The organism is Azospirillum sp. RU38E (assembly GCF_900188385.1).
In the GTDB taxonomy this organism is placed as follows: Bacteria; Pseudomonadota; Alphaproteobacteria; order Azospirillales; family Azospirillaceae; genus Niveispirillum.
On record NZ_FZOI01000004.1, the window covers coordinates 280,168 to 296,427 of the forward strand.

Genomic DNA, 16,260 nt, shown 5'->3' on the forward strand with positions numbered 1-16,260 from the left:
GGGACGCAGCATGGGTGACGGTAAGGATGCAGTAAAACTCTGATTCAGCCGGTCACTGAACCGCCGGGAGCCCCTCCCGCCGGCCGCCGATCAGGAATTCCTTGTTCCCCTCCGGCCCGGTGATGGGGCTTTCGGCGATGCCCAGCACGGTCCAGCCGGGCTGGGCGGCCAGCCAGGCGCTGATGCGGTCGCAGACTTCCTGGTGCAGTTCCGGTTCGCGCACCACCCCGCCCTTGCCGACGCGGCCCTTGCCCACCTCAAACTGCGGTTTGATCAGAGCCACCAGAAAGGCACCCGGCCGCGTCAGCGCCATCGCTGCCGGCAGCACGGTTTCCAGCCCGATGAAGCTGGCATCGCAGACCACGATATCCAGCGGGTCGGGCACCTGTTCGGCGGTCAGATGGCGGGCGTTGGTTTTCTCCATCACCACCACGCGGGCATCTTCGCGCAGCTTCCAGGCCAATTGGCCATGGCCGACATCGACGGCATAGACCTTGGCAGCCCCGCGCGTCAGCAGCACATCGGTGAAGCCGCCGGTGGAGGCGCCGACATCCATGGCCACCATGCCGGTCGGATCGATGCCGAACTGGTCCAGCCCCTTCACCAGCTTCAACCCGCCCCGGCTGACCCAGGGATGGTCCTGGCCCTTGACATGCAGGGCCTGATCTTCGGGCACCTGATCGCCGGCCTTGTCGATGCGGCGCGTATCGGCATAGACCAGCCCGGCCAGGATCAGGGCCTGGGCCTTGGACCGGCTTTCGGCTAATCCGCGATCAACCAAAGCCTGATCGACCCTCACTTTTGGCACTTTGGACATAGGCTTGGACTTCGTGGTAATCATTCTGCCACAGGAATAGTCTTATCGAGCTGGATAAGCCACATGAAGCGCGTCATTCTCTTCGCATCTCTGACCATCGCCGCCCTTTCCCTTTCCGGCTGCAATACCGTGGAAGGCGTGGGCAAGGACATCAAAAGCGCCGGCAAGGCCATCGAAAGTGGCGCCAACGGGGCGAAGTAAGGCCCTTACACCGTGAGGACCGGGGATGAGGCGGTGAAGATTTTCGCTACCTCATCCGCCGCCAGCTCGCGCCATTCGCCTTCAGCCAGATCGCCCAGAACCAGCCCGCCAATAGCGTGGCGGTGCAGGCTTTCCACATGGTTGCCGACAGCGGCGAACATGCGGCGGATCTGGTGGTAACGCCCCTCCTGAATGGTCAGCCGCGCCCGCTTCTCCCCCAGCACTTCCAGGCTGGCTGGCAGCAGGGGCGTCTTCTCCGATTTCAGCATCAGCGTGCCGCTGGCAAACACCGCCGCCTCCTCCCCCGTCAGCGGGCGGGCCAGTTCCGCCTCATAGACCTTGGGCACATTGGCCTTGGGCGAGATGATGCGGTGCAGCAACTGGCCATCATCGGTCAGCAGCAACAGGCCCGTCGTGTCGCGGTCCAGCCGGCCGACAGGGGCCATGATCGGGTTGCGATATTCAAACCGCTCCGGCAACAATTCATAGACGACGCGGCCCGGATCGCTGGTGGAACACGTATAGCCGGCCGGTTTGTGCAGCATCAGCACCGTGCCCTGCGGCGGGTCCAGCGGTTCATCGTCAATCAGGATGTCGCCATGGTCGACCTTGTCATCGGCGGCCAGTGCGGTGCCGTCGCGCCGGGTGACACGCCCCTCCCGCAACAGCATTTTCACATCGCGCTGGCTGCCATAGCCCAGATTGGCGATCAGCCGGACGAGACGCATAGGGGTATTCCTTGGGGGTGATGTGGGAGCGGCAACGCCCCCTGTTGCTTCCCCCGCGAAAGCGGGGGTCCAGGGGCCACGAAGAACGACGCTCCGGTGCCCTTGGCTCCTAGACCCCCGCTTTCGCGGGGGAGGCAGTATAGGGATGGGGACAGGTGTGTGCCAGTATGAAGCGCTGTATCTGCGCCAGCCCTCCCCTCAAACCGGGGCCGGCTCCAGCGCTTCGCCCGGTTTCAGCCACCAGGAGGCCTCCGCCAGCTTGCCTTCGAACAGCTCCAGCATGGGGCGTTTCATGCGGTCGATCAGGCCCCAATCGTGGGTGGCGACCACCACCGTGGTGCCCTGCTTGTTCAACTCAATGAACAGCCGCATGATTTTCAGCGACATGTCGCGGTCGATATTGCCGGTCGGCTCGTCCGCGACAATCAGTTGCGGGCTGTTGATGACAGCGCGGGCCACCGCGACTAACTGTTTTTGACCGCCCGACAGGGTGGGCGGCAGGGCGTGCAGCTTGTCGGCCAGCCCGACCCAGGCCAGCAGGTCGCCCACCCCTTCCCGCACATGTTTTTCATCATGCCCGGCAATGCGCAGCGGCAGCGCCACATTGTCGAACACGGTCATATGGTCCAGCAGGCGGAAATCCTGGAACACCACGCCGATGCGGCGCCGCAGGTCCGGCAGCTTGGCGCGCGGCAGCTTGGAAAGCTGCTCGCCGAACAGGGTGATCAACCCGCGCGACGGGCGTTCCGACAGGTAGAGCAGCTTCAACAGGCTGGATTTGCCGGCCCCGGTGGGGCCGGTCAGGAACTGGAATGAACCGGGGGCCAGCTCAAAACTCAGGTCGCGCAACACCTCCGGCCCATTGCCGTAGCGCAATCCCACATTCTCGAAACGGACCACCCGGCACGCTCCCTTGCTTCAACCCTGCTGAACAGCCACCCTTGTTGAAGGCATGGCCTTCGACAAGGGTGGAGGCTGGCGACCGCCAGCCCGCGCACCCATGTGCGCGCAAGCCAAGCCCGCGGAGGCGGGCGCCCGGCGCCTGAGGGAACAAGAAGCCCTGCTTGATCGGTTCCGATCAAGCAGGGCGAATATTACACACACCCTGCGCCGACCGCTTCAACCGGCGAGCCAGCGTGAACGCTTTCGCGCAGCGGCACCAGCCCCACCCGCTCGAACGAAGCCAGCGTCTCGTCGGCCCAGGATTTCAGGTCGGTCAGGCCGCTATGGCCGGTCCAGACATCAATGCCGAAGCGCTTTTCCAGATCATTCTCGGTCAGCTTCAGCGCGTCGCGGACGGAGATCAGTTCGCGTTCCAGCAGGGTCCAGATGTCGCTTTCGCAGCGCTTCATGGTGACGATATGCACGCCCATGTTCTGGAATGCCTTCAACCGCTTGAAGGCGCTGTCATTTTCATAGGCGCCGAAGCCGCCTGCCACCTCGTTCAGCACCACATAGCGGCGGCCGATGGGCAGCCACTCATTCTTGTCGAAGCTGTACTGGATCAGGGCGCGCGCATCCTCGATCGCCTGCCCCTCGGCCTTGGTGGTCACCACCAGATCGATGGGCGGGGAATTGCGGCGGCGCAGCAGGGAACCGGCGTTGCGCGCCTCTGCCCAGGCGAACAGTTCGGCGGCCACATTGGCGCCGACATCGATGATGTAGCCGCCTTCCAGCACGGTGCGGCCGAACTCATCCCAATATTTGATGGCCAGATTCGGGTCGGTGGAGCTTTTCACCTTGGTCAGGTCTTCGCCGATTCCCAGTTCCTTCACATGGTGGAACAGGCGGCCGAACTTGGACCGGTTGTTCAGGCTGTCGCTATCCGCGGCGGCGAGCTTGACCGGCACGCCCTTCTGCTCGTGCTGCAGCACAAGCAGTTGCGCCGTCAGGGTCTTGCCCTGACCACCCGTCTTCGCCATCGAGATGAAGGTCCGCGTCATTCCAGTAATCTCCTGCGCCCAGCCTTGATCTTGTTGCAGATCGCACCCCGGTTCCGGTCCCCCTGGCGGGGTGCGGCCCGCGAGCGCGGAATCGTTACCCGTTTTCAGCGGCCCCTTCAATGGCGGTGGCCGTCGCTTGCCCGTTTTTGCCACAGCTACTCCCGCTTTCACACTTCCGTCAGGCGCGGCATCAGCTCCACAAGGTTGCAGGGACGATGCCGATTGTCCAACTGCCATTTCAAAATCAGGTCCCAGCCATCGCGGCAGGCGCTGGGGCTGCCCGGCAGGGCAAACAGATAGGTACCGCCGGCCAGCCCGCCGGTGGCGCGCGATTGCAGGGCCGAGGTGCCGATCTTCTCAAAAGACAGCCAGCGGAACATCTCGCCAAACCCGTCGATCTTCTTCTCAAACAGGCTTTCAAAGGCCTCCGGCGTCACGTCGCGGCCGGTCAGGCCGGTGCCGCCGGTGGAGATGACGACATCGATCTGCGGATCGGCGATCCAGCGGCGGAGCTGGTCGACAATGGCGCGCACATCGTCGCGCACAATGGCGCGGTCGGCCAGATTATGCCCATCGGCCGTCAGCCGCTCCGCCAGCGTGTCGCCGGATTTATCGGTCGTCAGGTCGCGCGTGTCCGACACGGTCAGCACGGCGATATTCACGGGCAGGAAGGGGCGGCTTTCATCAATACGGGCCATCACGGCACCTCCGGTCATTCGGGCGGACAGGGGCAGGATCAGACTTCCACCCGCTCCACATCAGAAATATCATTCACCAGCCCCGCCGCCTGCACCCACCAATGCGGGCGGGCGCGGGTGATCAACTGCGCGGCCAGCATGGCCGTTTCCGCATCGGCATAAAGCCCGAAGCAGGTAGCCCCGCTGCCCGACATGCGGGCCAGCAGGCTGCCCGGCGTGGCATCCAGGGCTGCCAGCACCTCCGCCACCGCCGGGCACAGGCTTTGGGCGGCCAGGGTCAGGTCGTTGCGGCGTTGCTGCAGCGCGCGGGCCAGTTCAACCACATCATCCGGCATCGGGTCCAGCCGGTCGGCATTGGAATAGGCCCCGGTGCGGGCCCCGAACACCTTGGCCGTATGCAGCCCGGTGCCGGGATTGACCAGCACCACCCAGGCTTCCGGCAGGTCGGGTGCCGGGGTCAGCAGCGTGCCGGTCTCCGCGAAATAGGCGGTGCGCCCGGCCAGACAGACCGGCACATCGGCCCCCAGTTTCGGCGCCACCGCCGCCAGGGCCGGATGATCAGCGGGCAATTCCCACAGGGCCGCCAGGGCGCGCAGGGCGGCGGCGGCATCGGCCGACCCGCCGCCGATACCCGATGCCACCGGCAGGTTTTTCACCAGCGTCACCGCCACATCGGGGGCCCGGCCCAGTTCCGCCGCCAGCGCCTTGACCGCGCGCGCCACCAGATTGCTGTCCGTATCCTCCATCAACAGGGGCAAGGCAAAGGGCCCCTGGATGGACAGGCTGAAATAGCCGGATGGGGCCACTTCCACCACGTCATGCGCGCTGGCAAAGGCCACCAGACTGTCCAGCCGGTGATAGCCATCGGCGTTACGCCCCAGCACATGGAGATAGAGATTAAGCTTTGCGGCGGCGGCGGCACGGATCAACGGCATGGCGGGCGGACCCATCGAATGGCTGTTGCAAACTGTTTACTTGGTACTTCCAATAGGGCGCGATATCCAGGATTGTCACCACGCGGGATGATACGCCATGGACCTGAAGCCTTTCATTCCCTATCTCGCCATTGGTCTGGCCATTTTATTGCTGGCCCGCCGCACCCGCAGCGCGCGCCGGGTGCGCGGCTGGGCCATTTTGCTGGTGCTGGGCCTGCTGACCCTTGCCACCGCCTTCTATGTCTACGGCCATATCATGGTCGGGCCGCATGTCAGCGGCCTGGGCGGGCTGGCGATTATCGCCGCCCTGCTGGCCGGCATCGGCTGCGGCCTTTATGCCGTCCGGCATATTCACCTGTTCCGCGACCCGGAAACCGGCCAGCCCATGTCGCGGCTGACCGTCACCGGCCTGCTGTTCATCGTCGCTCTGGTGGTGGTGAAACAGGGGGCGCGGCATCTGGGGCTGGAAAGCCCGGATGAACATGGCTTCGGCCTGCTGTCGGACAGCCTGTTCGCGCTGGCCATGGGCACCGTCTTCACCCGCCAGATTCTGTTGCTGCGCCGGGCCAAGGCCCTGCCCCCGCACGGCGCCACCGCCTGACATCACCCGAAACCATAAGGGGCTGCGGCAAACGCGGCCCCGCTTTTCGTTCAGCCCTTCCTGCCGACAACCAGAAAAAGAGCAATCCCATGCACAGTCACACCCGTTTGCAGACCCGTCTGGCCGGGGCCGCCGCCATTGCCCTGTTTGCGGCATGTGCCCCCCTCAGCTTCGTCCAGGCCCAGCAGGCCCCCGCTGCCGCCGCTGCGGCCAAGGTGGATGAACGCTATGTCTGGGATTTGACGACGCTCTATAAGGACCGCGCCGCCTGGGATGCGGAGCGCAAGGCCATTGCCGCCGAACTGCCCTCGCTGGCAGCGCTGCAGGGCACGCTGGGCAAGGATGCCGCCAGCCTGCGCACCGCCCTGGACAAACTGTCCGCCATCCGGCTGCGCATGAACCGGCTGTCGGTCTATATGTCCACCCAGTTCAGCACCGATGCCCGCGATCAGGCCGCCCAAGAGGGCAGCAATCTCGTGCGTCAGCTGAACGCTGATATCGGTGCCGCCACCGCCTGGCTGGACCCGGAAATCCAGGAACTGGGGGCCGAGAAGGTGGAGGCCTTCATCAAGGCCGACAAGGGGCTGGAAAAACACGCAGTCGGCCTGCGCGACACGCTGCGCATGAAGGCCCATACGCTGGGCCACGAGACAGAGGCCGCCCTGGCCGCCGTGGGCCCTGCCATGTACAATGCCGGCTCCACCTATCAGCTGCTCACCAGCTCCGATATTGACTGGCCCAGCGTCACCCTGCCTGACGGGTCGAAGGTGAAGGTCAATCAGGTGGGCTATTCCAAGCTGCGGGAAAACCCCGACCGGGCCGTGCGCAAGCTGGCCTTTGACACGTTCTGGGGCAAGTTCGGCCAATACACCAACACCGATGGCAGCCTGCTGGCCAACCGCATCCAGGCCGGCGTGGCCATGGCCAAGCTGCGCAACTATCCCAGTGCCGTCGCTGCCTCCCTGGCCGCCAACGACATCCCGGAAAGCGTCTATCGCACCCTGGTGGCAGAGGCAAACAAGGGCCTGCCGACCCTGCACCGCTATCTGAAGATCCGGCAGAAGATGCTGAACCTGCCCGATCTGAACTATTACGACATCTATCCGCCCATCGTGGAACTGGACCGCAAGTTCCCGATTGAAGAGGCCAAGAGCCTGACCCTGGCCGCCACCAAGCCGCTGGGCAAGGAATATGCCCGCAATCTGGAAGAGGCGCTGAAGGGCCGCTGGATGCATGTCTACCCGTCGGACACCAAGCGCCCCGGCGCCTATCAGACCGGTGTTTACGGCGTGCATCCGTTCGTGTTCCTGAACCATCAGGATACGTTCGACAGCGTGTCGACCTTCGCCCATGAATGGGGCCATGGGATGCACACCAAGCTGGCCGATGCCGCCCAGCCCTATGAAACCTCCGACTATTCCCTGTTCGTGGCCGAAGTTGCCTCCATCACCAACGAGGTGCTGCTGGCCGACTACATGCAAGGCCGGGCCAAGACGCGGGAAGAAAAGCTGTTCTTCCTGGGCCATGAGCTGGACAGCATCCGCAGCACCTTCTTCCGTCAGACCATGTTCGCCGAATTCGAACTGGCCACCCATGACGCGATGGAACGCGGGGAAGCCCTGTCAGGTCGCAAGATGAACGAAATCTATTGCGACCTGCTGAAGCGCTATCACGGCGACAAGGAAGGGGTGATGAAGATCGACCCGGCCTATTGTGCCGAATGGCAGATGGTGAACCATTTCTACCGTCCCTTCTATGTCTACCAGTACGCCACCTCCATGGCGGCGGCGGCCTATTTTGGCGAACAGATCGGCAAGGGCGGGGAGAAGGAGCGGGATCGTTACCTGTCAGTGCTGAAGGCCGGCGGTTCGCAATATCCCTATCAGCTGCTGAAGCAGGCGGGCGTCGATCTGGCCACCCCGGTGCCCTATCAGGCCCTGATCCATCGCATGGACAAGATCATGGATGAGGTGGAGAAGCTGCTGGCAGAAAAGAAGTAATGCCAATCCGCCGAGGGTTTGACCCTCGGCGGATTGGAGGCCGGCGACTGCCGGCCCGCGGGCACGTGCCCGCTGTCAAGCCAAGGGCGCGGATGCGCCCGCCCGGCGCATGAGAGAACGAAAAATCTCCCTGGATCGGTCACGATCAAGGGAGATTGGTATAATGTCACTCTCCAGCATAGGGTAAAATTCCCCCCCCGGTGACCAGATCCAGCCACCGGGGGGATCTTCTCTCAGGCCCGATTGCCGAAGTTGCTCATCATCTGGATAACCGCTGCGGAGGACGGGCCCATATAATCGCCATTTAGCGGGGTAAAGTTGATACCGCCCCGCCAGGTCATCTGAAGCTCAAACCTTGAGGGATCAGCCGCCCACTCCGTCTCCTTCTCAATCGGCAAGTATTCCCAAATCGGCAGTTTGGGCGCGATCACCAGCCGGTGATCAACCATATCCAATATCCAGCGATGATGGATATAGCCCCGCCAGGGCCCCTCGGGCCGCACCAATTCCACATACCGCGAAGGCACGGCAATGTAACCGGCCTCGGCGATCCGGGGCATCATTTCCAGCGCGACGGCAGGATAGGCGAGATCTTCCAACGTATGGGAGCAGATGCAGAAGGAAAAACGGCCATGGCGGGCAACATGGGACAGAACCGGTTCCCAGGCGCGCGGATCATTGATATTACCATGGAAATTCAGCGGTGCTGCGGCGCAGGCGTTGAAATCCAGCGTGGCATCAAGCACCGGCGCCGACCAGGGATTGGCAGCGGCACCGACATCGATCACGGTAAAATCAGGATGGCGCGCCTTCAGGGCCGCCAGATGGGCCAGCAGGGGGCCGTGATCATGCATGGCGGCATAACGATGCGTCTGTGAGGGGCGCCGTACCCCCCGTTCAAACAAGAAATCGATCTGCAGCAGATTGCCGTCAAACGTTCCCTGCAAACGATGGAACTCCAGCGCATCGGCACAGCGAAAACCCAGTTCCGCCATGGCGGCAAAAATCTGCTCTGCCAGCGCGCCCCCCAGATTATACTCCACCAGCGACACTTCCAGCAGGACATAATCCGCCTGCCTTATCAGGTGCTGTCCGCCCTGCAGGACCTCCAGCTCAGCCCCCTGCACATCGATTTTCACGAAATCGAAGCGGCGACCGGCGAAAAGATCATCCAATCGGACGGCCTGCACCGGGTGCTTTACCACAACCTCATCCCGGAAAAATGCCGTGTTTTCCCGATACAGCGAGGTACCGGTGGATTGCAGCCATTCACTGGTAAGAAAAAGCTCGCGCTCCCCATTCTCCGCTGCGGCCGCCACGGCGTGACGTTCGAATGGAAGCTGGGCCAGTGCTTCCTGGCAATGGGGATTGGGCTCCACCAGCACCGGCTGAACATGCGGAAAGACCTGCATGAAGGACGCCGTGAAGGCACCCATATGCGCCCCAACATCCAGCAGGGTACGGGGGCCATAGCCCGCATACCAAAGGGCTTCCAGTGTACCTGCGCGCATGACCGCTCCATTCCCACCTGTTCGATATCCGGACATTATAGAAATACCACAAAAGGATAAATGACTTCATGCATACCGCCCCTTGGCCTGCTGCACCCATAACCTTATGATCAGGTCATCATGAGCGATTTTCTTCCCGATCCCCCGCGCCCCGGCAGCAACTTGCCCGAGCTTTCCGTCAGCGACCTGTCGCGCGCCCTCAAGCGCACGGTGGAGGATGCGTTCGGCTATGTCAGGGTGCGTGGCGAAATCAGCCAGCCCAAGCGCCACACCTCCGGCCATCTCTATCTGCGGCTGAAGGATGATGCGGCGGTGATCGAGGCCGTCTGTTGGAAGGGCGTGGTCGCCCGGCTGGCCATCCGCCCGGAAGAGGGGATGGAGGTCATTTGCACCGGCAAGCTGACCACATATCCCGGCCGCAGCCAGTACCAGCTGGTCATCGACAGCATGGATCTGGCGGGCGAAGGCGCCCTGCTGAAAATGCTGGAGGAGCGCAAGCGCCGGCTGGCCGCTGAGGGGCTGTTCGCACCGGAGCGTAAAAAGCCCCTGCCCTTCCTGCCGCGTACCATCGGCGTCATCACCAGCCCGACCGGGGCGGTGATCCGCGATATTCTGCACCGGCTGTCCGACCGTTTTCCCCGTCATGTCCTGCTCTGGCCCGTGGCCGTCCAGGGTGACGGGGCGGCGGCCCAGGTGGCCCGTGCCATCCAAGGCTTCAACAGCCTGGAGGCGGGGGGCCGCGTGCCCCGGCCCGATCTGCTGATCGTGGCGCGCGGGGGCGGCAGCCTGGAAGATCTGATGGCCTTTAACGAGGAAATCGTGGTGCGGGCGGCAGCCGCCAGCCAGATTCCGCTGATTTCCGCCGTGGGCCATGAAACCGATACCACCCTGATCGATTTCGCGGCCGACCGCCGCGCCCCCACGCCCACGGCTGCCGCCGAAATGGCCGTACCGGTGCGCAGCGAATTGCTGGCCCAGGTGCTGGATGACAGCCGCCGCCTGCATGGCTGCATGACCCGCGCGCTGGAATTGCGCCGCCAGCATGTGGCGGGGCTGGCGCGGGGTCTGGGCGATCCGCAGGCCCTGCTGGAAGGGCTGGTGCAACGGCTGGATGATCGGGCCGAACGGCTGGAACTGGCCATGCGCGGCGGGCTGGAACGCCGGGGCGTGGCCGTGCGCCAACTGGCGCTGAAGCTTCGCCACCCGCGTGAGGTACTGCAGATGGCGCGGCTGCGGTTGGAAACCGGCGGGCGTGGGTTGCGCGCCGGGCTGGCCACGGCCACACGGCTGGCCGATGGCCGTTATCAGGCGCTGGCCCAGCGGCTGAACCCGGATTATCTGCGCCGCGATCTGGGCAAGGGGGCTGACCGGCTGGCCGACCTGCCACCCCGGCTGGACCGCGCCTATGCCGCCCGGCTGCGCGCGGCCGGGGACAAGCTGGCCAGCCTGTCGCAATTGCTGGAAAGCTATTCCTATCGCGGGGTGCTGGCGCGCGGATTCGCCCTGGTCACCGATGGCGATGGCGCGCCCGTGACCAGGGCGGATGCTACCCGTCCCGGCATGGCGGTGACGATCGCCTTTACGGATGCCAAGGTGGCGGCACTGATCGGCGAAGCCGGCACCACCCCACCGCCAGCCGAGGCGGAGGGAGACCAACGCGTACCCGCCCGCAGGCGCAGCACCCGCTCCGCCAAAGAACAGGGCAGCCTGTTCTGACCAATTCATCCTCGCACGGGCAAAACGCCCCGTCACAGCAACCTAACCCAAAGGGTGGCCTTCCCCCGCTGTGCGGTGCAAACAGACATGGTAAGCTCCGGCCAACATCGCTTCTCCTTGAGCGTCAGGCGCAGGATGCCGATCAGAACCGGAAATTTCGCAGCCAGGCTATATATCTGGCTCGCCACGTTTCTTGCCGTGGGTCTGTTATCCATCATTCTGGGCCAGCTGGTCGAGGATCGGGGGAAGACCCGCGCTGCCGCCGTGGCATCCGCCAGTAATGTCGGCAATGCCCTGGCCACCGATATTGCCGGTTCCATCGCCACGCTGGAACGGATGCTGTTGGGCGTGCGCGGTGCCATCACTGCCGGTGATGCCAGGCTGGCGCGTGAACGGCTGGATATGTTGCTGCTGGCCATGCCCGACGCGGTGAAGCTGAGCGGGGCCACCGATGCCGGTGGCCATATCGTGCTGGGTAATGCCGGCAGTGACTACGAACAGCAGAGCCTTAACTGGCGCCCCTATTTCATCCGCCATCAGGCGAATCCGGATCGCGGGCTCTATATTTCCGGCCCCTATGCCGCACTGTCCGACGGCACCCCGATGATCGTGGCCAGCCTGCGGCTGGATGATGCGCAGGGGCAGTTTGCCGGGGTGCTGGTTGCCGGCATCCAGCTGAGCTATTTCAACAAGCTGTTTGACCGTATCGCGGTGGAATCCGGCGGGTCCATGACCCTGTTCACCGACAAGGGGGTTGTCATCGGGCGCCGCCCCTATGATCCCCAGGTGATCGGGCGCGACCTTTCGAAATTCCCGGGGGTCAAGCGCGCCCTGGCGGGGGAGCGGACATTTGAAGATGTGGCCGCCATCGACAATGTTGAACGGCTTTATGTTTCCACGCCGATCGGCGGTTACCCGCTCTTCATCAACGTTGCCCAGTCAACCGACACGATTTTTGCGCATTGGACCGCCAAGACCATCACCATCGGTTTCACCACCGCCCTGCTGGTGGGGGGAATGATCCTGCTGGTCTGCCTGTTCTATTGTGAAAATGGCCGGCGGGGGGAGGTGCAGATGCAGCTGGCGGAGGCCAACCGGCAATTGCATCAGGCCGCAGAAACCGATGCCCTGACCGGTATTGCCAATCGCCGCCGGGTAGAACGGCTTCTTGCCCAATATGGCAAGGCCGGGTCGAAGGATTTCAGCGTGCTGATGCTGGATATCGACCTGTTCAAACATTTCAACGATCAGTACGGGCATGAGGCGGGGGACAAGGCCCTGCATCAGGTTGCCCAGACCCTGGCCGATTCCCTGCCGGGCGACCATGATCTCGTTGCCCGCTATGGCGGGGAGGAATTCATCATCCTGCTGCCTGGCAGCAATATCGGCAATGCCCAGACCGTGGCGGAACATTTGCGGGCGCGGGTGGCCGCCTTGCAAATCCCCCACGCAACCAGCCCGTTCCACAATGTCACCGTCAGCATCGGGCTGGCCGGTACCGGCAACCTGAACGATCTGCCGCCCGAAGAACTGGTGCGGCTGGCCGACAAGGCGCTGTACCGCTCCAAGCAGGCCGGCCGCAACCGGGTGACCATCAGCCCTTTTGTCCAGCCCAAGGCCAATGATTCCTACCAAGCCGCCTAAAGGTTGCGCTTTAGGCGGCTTGGAGGCCGGCGACCGCCGGCCCGGCACCGCGTGGTGCCGCAAGCCAAGGGCGCGGATGCGCCCGCCCGGCGCCTGAGGGAAATTAAAGTATCAGACAACACGCGGGACGTGGCGTAGGAACAGGATGCGCGCCTGGGTGTAAGCGCGTTCATCCAGCATCACAAAGCCCGGCGGGGCGGTCAGCGGATCACGCTCCCCCACCTCCACACAGACCAGCGCGCCGGGGGCCAGCCAGCCCGCCGCCGACAGGGCGGTCAGTGCTGGCGGGGCCAGATCCTGCCCATAGGGCGGGTCCAGAAAGGCCAGGGTTGCCGCCGCCGGGGCCGCCGGCGGCTTGCCCGCATCCCCCAGGATGAAGCGGCAACGCGCCGTCACCCCCAGGCTTTCGGCATTGCGCCGCGCCATCTCCAGCGAGGGGCGCGCTTTGTCCAGCAGCAGGGCGCTGGCGCCGCCGCGCGACAAGGCCTCCAGCGCCAGGGCACCGGTGCCGCAAAAGGCATCCAGCACCACGGCGCCGTCCAGCACATCGCCGCCATCGGCCGCCCAATCGCCATGGGCCAGAATGTTGAACAGGGATTGCCGGGTCCGGTCGCTGGTGGGGCGTACATCGCGCCCCGTCGGTGCCTCCAGCCGCCGGCCGCGCAACTCACCGCCGACGATTCGCACCCTTGCCCCCTGCATCACCGCGCGGCCCCTTGGCCGGGGTGGGTTTATCACTGGCGGGCTTGGGCGCCGCCGCTGCCGGTTTTGCCGCCCGACGCGGGGCCGTGGCACCCTCTGCCGGGATGTCGCCCTTGGACAGGGCCCGGTCCATCGCCGCCACCGCCTTGCGGGCAGATTCGCTCAACCCTGCCGCTGCAGCCCGGCGCTCGGCGGCATTGGCCGGGCGGGCTTCCGCCGCCGGCTTGGCTGCGGTCGCTGACGTCGTGCGGGCCGGCTTGGGCTTGCCGCCCAGCATCCGTTCCACATTATCGCGCGCCTTGGCCGCCGACGGGCGGGCGGCTTGCCTGGGCCCGCCCTTGGTGGCGGCGGCCGGGGCCTGTTCCGCCATGGCCTTGGGCAAGCGGTCATAGCGCATACGCGGCGCAGGCTTTGGCGCCGCACCGGGGGCAGGCGGCGGTTCCACCGCATCGGCGGGGAAGAAATCGGGGATCTGCTCGCGCAGCACGCGGCGCGGCACTTCCTCCACCTGGCCGCGATCCAGCTTGCCCAACTGGAAGGGGCCATAGGCGACACGGATCAGCCGGCTGACCGGCAGGCCCAGATAATCGAAGACGCGGCGAACCTCCCGGTTCTTGCCTTCGCGTAGGCCCACGGTCAGCCAGGAATTATAGCCGACCGTGCGGTCGATCACCGTTTCGATGGGGCCATAGGCGATGCCATCCACCACCACCCCTTCGGCCAGCCGGCGCATGGTTTCCGGCGTCGGCGTGCCATGCACGCGGATGCGGTAACGGCGCAGCCAGCCGGTGCTGGGCAATTCCAGGAAACGGGCCAGCTCCCCATCATTGGTCAGCAGCAGCAGCCCTTCCGACGACAGATCCAGCCGGCCCACCGACACCACGCGCGGCAGGTCGCCCGGCAGATTGTCGAACACGGTGGCGCGGCCCTGTTCGTCGCGGGCCGTCGTCACCAGCCCCTCGGGCTTGTGGTAACGCCACAGGCGCGTCGGCTCCGGCTCAGCCACGGCCTTGCCATCCACCACAATGCGGTCGCCATCGCGCACCAGAAAGGCGGGGCTGTCCAGCACCCGCCCATTCACCGACACGCGGCGGTCGGCGATCAGCTTTTCAGCGTCGCGCCTGGAGCAGACGCCGGCGCGGGCAAGACGTTTGGCAACGCGCTCGCCCCCCGGCAGGGGGGCGGCATCGGTCGTTTCGGCATCATCGGCGACGTCTTCGACGGCCACCTGATGCAAGGGATCATACGGAATACGGGACATGGTGGCGGACTTTACGCGGCCACACGCCGCAGGTAAAGCGCCGCCAGCCCCACCCCCTCACAGGTCTGGCGTTCCAACGACGCCGGTGCTGCCCAGCTTCTCATTCTCGCCCCCCTGCGGCGGCTCCCCCGTCAGCAGCGCCTTGGCATAGCCATAGAGGAACACCATGCCGGCGGACGGGCTGTCCCAATATTCCGCCGCTTCCACGGTCACGGCGATCAGCGCCATGTCGGGATCGTCGGTGCCCTTGGGGAACCAGGTGCGCATCGGTTCCCGCCATAATTGCTTCATCAGCCCGCGATCGGTCACCACCCGGGCGTGACCAGAGACAGAGACATAATTCTGGTCCCCCGGCTTGGCGAAGGCCAGGCCGACATGACTGTCCTGCACGATTTCCCCCACTTTCGGCGAGGAGCGGCGGGTGAAGAAATACAGGCTGCCATCGAACCGGTCATTGCTACACCACATCGGCCGGGCGCGAAGCTGATCGCCATCGAATGTGGTCATCATCGCCACATCGATATCCTTGATCATGCTCCACAGTTTGTCGGCCTTGGGGTCGGCACCGGGGGTGATGGGGGCGGCGGGGCGCGGGGTCTGGTGCAGATAATCGCTCATGGGGATTTACCTGTTTCTGGCTTTCGGGGATCGTCCCTTTGCCAACGCCCTGCCCGCCCGCCGGTTCCCCCCGCTTGACGGGCCGGCCCCCGCCGGGGCAGCCTTGCCCGCATCATGTCACAGCAGCACCCCGCCCCCCTGTCCGCCAGCCCCATGGACCTCGCCTTCGCCGAGGCCGCCGCCGCCGCCACCCGCGGGGAGGTGCCGGTGGGTGCGGTGATCCTGGACCCGCGCGACGGTCGCATCCTGGCCCGCGCCGGCAACCGGACGGAGGAGCTGGCCGACCCCACCGCCCATGCCGAAATCCTGGCCATCCGGGCGGCGGCGGCCAGCCTGGGCAGCGCCCGCCTGCCCGGCCTGGACCTGTATGTGACGCTGGAACCCTGTGCCATGTGCGCGGCGGCGATCAGCTTCGCCCGTCTGCGTCGGGTCTATTTCGGCGCTTATGATCCCAAGGGCGGGGCCGTGGATCACGGCCCCCGCTTCTTCCAGCAGCCCACCTGCCACCACGCCCCGGAAACCTATGGCGGTTTCCAGGAGCGCCGGGCAGCCGATCAGCTCCGCAGCTTCTTCCGCGACAGGCGCTGATCTTCACACCACCTGATGGGCCTGCAGCTTCTCCATCAACGGCCCCTGCCATTCCGCCGGCACCGGCTCGGCTTTGGTGATCCAGTTATAAATGTCGGGGTCCGGATTCTCCATCAGCGCCTCATAGGCATCCACTTCCGCCTCGCTCATCCCGGCCAGATATTGCCGGGCGAAGCTGCCCATCAGCAGGTCCATTTCCTTGGTGCCGCGATGTTCGCTGCGGAAAATCAGGCGCTTGCGACGATTATCCAGTTCCATCTCGCTCATCTCTGCCATCATCGGGGATCATGTTCCAAT

Annotated in this window: 17 protein-coding genes; 6 read left to right on the top strand and 11 right to left on the bottom strand. The window is 64.8% G+C overall.

Annotated features, from left to right (window positions below; genetic code table 11):
• Positions 1–52: 52 nt before the first annotated feature.
• Positions 53–808, bottom strand: coding sequence for a TlyA family RNA methyltransferase (locus CHB97_RS10960; protein ID WP_089288122.1), 756 nt, complete (start codon positions 806–808; stop codon positions 53–55).
• 72 nt (positions 809–880) lie between these two features.
• On the opposite strand from CHB97_RS10960, the gene CHB97_RS10965 reads away from it, so the two are divergent.
• Positions 881–1,018, top strand: a complete 138-nt coding sequence (locus tag CHB97_RS10965) for an entericidin A/B family lipoprotein (RefSeq protein ID WP_089287997.1) — start codon at positions 881–883, stop codon at positions 1,016–1,018.
• 5 nt (positions 1,019–1,023) lie between these two features.
• Here CHB97_RS10965 and CHB97_RS10970 read toward each other — a convergent pair whose 3' ends face one another.
• The 5 genes from CHB97_RS10970 to CHB97_RS10990 all read right to left on the bottom strand — a co-directional run bounded on the left by CHB97_RS10970 (position 1,024) and on the right by CHB97_RS10990 (position 5,322).
• A complete protein-coding gene (locus CHB97_RS10970; RefSeq protein ID WP_089287998.1) occupies positions 1,024–1,746 on the bottom strand; it encodes a pseudouridine synthase in 723 nt (240 codons plus the stop codon).
• Between the two features lie 198 nt (positions 1,747–1,944).
• Positions 1,945–2,646, bottom strand: a complete 702-nt coding sequence (gene ftsE / locus CHB97_RS10975; protein ID WP_089287999.1) for a cell division ATP-binding protein FtsE — start codon at positions 2,644–2,646, stop codon at positions 1,945–1,947.
• 194 nt (positions 2,647–2,840) lie between these two features.
• A complete protein-coding gene (locus tag CHB97_RS10980; protein WP_089288000.1) occupies positions 2,841–3,689 on the bottom strand; it encodes a hypothetical protein in 849 nt (282 codons plus the stop codon).
• A 167-nt stretch (positions 3,690–3,856) separates the two neighbouring features.
• Positions 3,857–4,387 (bottom strand): molybdenum cofactor biosynthesis protein B, encoded by a 531-nt coding sequence (moaB, locus tag CHB97_RS10985; RefSeq protein WP_089288001.1) that lies wholly within the window; start codon positions 4,385–4,387, stop codon positions 3,857–3,859.
• A 38-nt stretch (positions 4,388–4,425) separates the two neighbouring features.
• A complete protein-coding gene (locus CHB97_RS10990) occupies positions 4,426–5,322 on the bottom strand; it encodes a 4-(cytidine 5'-diphospho)-2-C-methyl-D-erythritol kinase (protein ID WP_089288123.1) in 897 nt (298 codons plus the stop codon).
• 97 nt (positions 5,323–5,419) lie between these two features.
• Between CHB97_RS10990 and CHB97_RS10995 the strand changes: the two genes are divergently transcribed.
• Together CHB97_RS10995 and pepF are read left to right on the top strand one after the other, a co-directional pair.
• Positions 5,420–5,923 (top strand): hypothetical protein, encoded by a 504-nt coding sequence (locus tag CHB97_RS10995; RefSeq protein ID WP_089288002.1) that lies wholly within the window; start codon positions 5,420–5,422, stop codon positions 5,921–5,923.
• Between the two features lie 89 nt (positions 5,924–6,012).
• Positions 6,013–7,923: an oligoendopeptidase F gene (pepF, locus tag CHB97_RS11000; protein WP_089288003.1), complete on the top strand. Its 1,911-nt coding sequence runs from the start codon at positions 6,013–6,015 to the stop codon at positions 7,921–7,923.
• 233 nt (positions 7,924–8,156) lie between these two features.
• On the opposite strand, the gene CHB97_RS11005 is transcribed toward pepF, so the two are convergent.
• Positions 8,157–9,434, bottom strand: coding sequence for an FkbM family methyltransferase (locus CHB97_RS11005; protein ID WP_160105762.1), 1,278 nt, complete (start codon positions 9,432–9,434; stop codon positions 8,157–8,159).
• Positions 9,435–9,554: 120 nt separating this feature from the next.
• Between CHB97_RS11005 and xseA the strand changes: the two genes are divergently transcribed.
• Positions 9,555–11,150, top strand: coding sequence for an exodeoxyribonuclease VII large subunit (gene xseA / locus CHB97_RS11010; RefSeq protein ID WP_089288005.1), 1,596 nt, complete (start codon positions 9,555–9,557; stop codon positions 11,148–11,150).
• Between the two features lie 198 nt (positions 11,151–11,348).
• Positions 11,349–12,794: a diguanylate cyclase gene (locus CHB97_RS11015; RefSeq protein WP_160105764.1), complete on the top strand. Its 1,446-nt coding sequence runs from the start codon at positions 11,349–11,351 to the stop codon at positions 12,792–12,794.
• A gap of 111 nt (positions 12,795–12,905) precedes the next feature.
• On the opposite strand, the gene CHB97_RS11020 is transcribed toward CHB97_RS11015, so the two are convergent.
• The 3 genes from CHB97_RS11020 to CHB97_RS11030 are packed head-to-tail and all read right to left on the bottom strand — an operon-like array spanning position 12,906 to position 15,375.
• Positions 12,906–13,481: an RsmD family RNA methyltransferase gene (locus CHB97_RS11020; RefSeq protein WP_089288007.1), complete on the bottom strand. Its 576-nt coding sequence runs from the start codon at positions 13,479–13,481 to the stop codon at positions 12,906–12,908.
• The gene (locus CHB97_RS11025) at positions 13,462–14,757 is read right to left on the bottom strand and encodes a pseudouridine synthase (protein WP_089288008.1); all 1,296 of its coding nucleotides are present in this window, start codon (positions 14,755–14,757) and stop codon (positions 13,462–13,464) included. The genes CHB97_RS11020 and CHB97_RS11025 overlap by 20 nt, the downstream gene beginning before the upstream one ends.
• Positions 14,758–14,814: 57 nt before the next feature.
• A complete protein-coding gene (locus CHB97_RS11030; protein ID WP_089288009.1) occupies positions 14,815–15,375 on the bottom strand; it encodes a pyridoxamine 5'-phosphate oxidase family protein in 561 nt (186 codons plus the stop codon).
• A 153-nt stretch (positions 15,376–15,528) separates the two neighbouring features.
• Between CHB97_RS11030 and CHB97_RS11035 the strand changes: the two genes are divergently transcribed.
• A complete protein-coding gene (locus tag CHB97_RS11035) occupies positions 15,529–15,963 on the top strand; it encodes a nucleoside deaminase (protein WP_089288124.1) in 435 nt (144 codons plus the stop codon).
• Positions 15,964–15,966: 3 nt separating this feature from the next.
• Here the strand turns inward: CHB97_RS11035 and CHB97_RS11040 are convergent, their stop codons facing one another.
• A complete protein-coding gene (locus CHB97_RS11040; RefSeq protein WP_244559498.1) occupies positions 15,967–16,230 on the bottom strand; it encodes a succinate dehydrogenase assembly factor 2 in 264 nt (87 codons plus the stop codon).
• Positions 16,231–16,260: the final 30 nt, after the last annotated feature.

Coding starts and splice junctions, on each gene's coding strand:
- CHB97_RS10965 (WP_089287997.1), top strand. CDS start 881: ATGAAGCGCGTCATTCTCTTCGCATCTCTGACCATCGCCGCCCTTTCC.
- CHB97_RS10970 (WP_089287998.1), bottom strand. CDS start 1,746: ATGCGTCTCGTCCGGCTGATCGCCAATCTGGGCTATGGCAGCCAGCGC.
- CHB97_RS10980 (WP_089288000.1), bottom strand. CDS start 3,689: ATGACGCGGACCTTCATCTCGATGGCGAAGACGGGTGGTCAGGGCAAG.
- moaB (WP_089288001.1), bottom strand. CDS start 4,387: ATGGCCCGTATTGATGAAAGCCGCCCCTTCCTGCCCGTGAATATCGCC.
- CHB97_RS10990 (WP_089288123.1), bottom strand. CDS start 5,322: ATGCCGTTGATCCGTGCCGCCGCCGCCGCAAAGCTTAATCTCTATCTC.
- CHB97_RS10995 (WP_089288002.1), top strand. CDS start 5,420: ATGGACCTGAAGCCTTTCATTCCCTATCTCGCCATTGGTCTGGCCATT.
- pepF (WP_089288003.1), top strand. CDS start 6,013: ATGCACAGTCACACCCGTTTGCAGACCCGTCTGGCCGGGGCCGCCGCC.
- CHB97_RS11005 (WP_160105762.1), bottom strand. CDS start 9,434: ATGCGCGCAGGTACACTGGAAGCCCTTTGGTATGCGGGCTATGGCCCC.
- xseA (WP_089288005.1), top strand. CDS start 9,555: ATGAGCGATTTTCTTCCCGATCCCCCGCGCCCCGGCAGCAACTTGCCC.
- CHB97_RS11025 (WP_089288008.1), bottom strand. CDS start 14,757: ATGTCCCGTATTCCGTATGATCCCTTGCATCAGGTGGCCGTCGAAGAC.
- CHB97_RS11030 (WP_089288009.1), bottom strand. CDS start 15,375: ATGAGCGATTATCTGCACCAGACCCCGCGCCCCGCCGCCCCCATCACC.
- CHB97_RS11035 (WP_089288124.1), top strand. CDS start 15,529: ATGGACCTCGCCTTCGCCGAGGCCGCCGCCGCCGCCACCCGCGGGGAG.
- CHB97_RS11040 (WP_244559498.1), bottom strand. CDS start 16,230: ATGAGCGAGATGGAACTGGATAATCGTCGCAAGCGCCTGATTTTCCGC.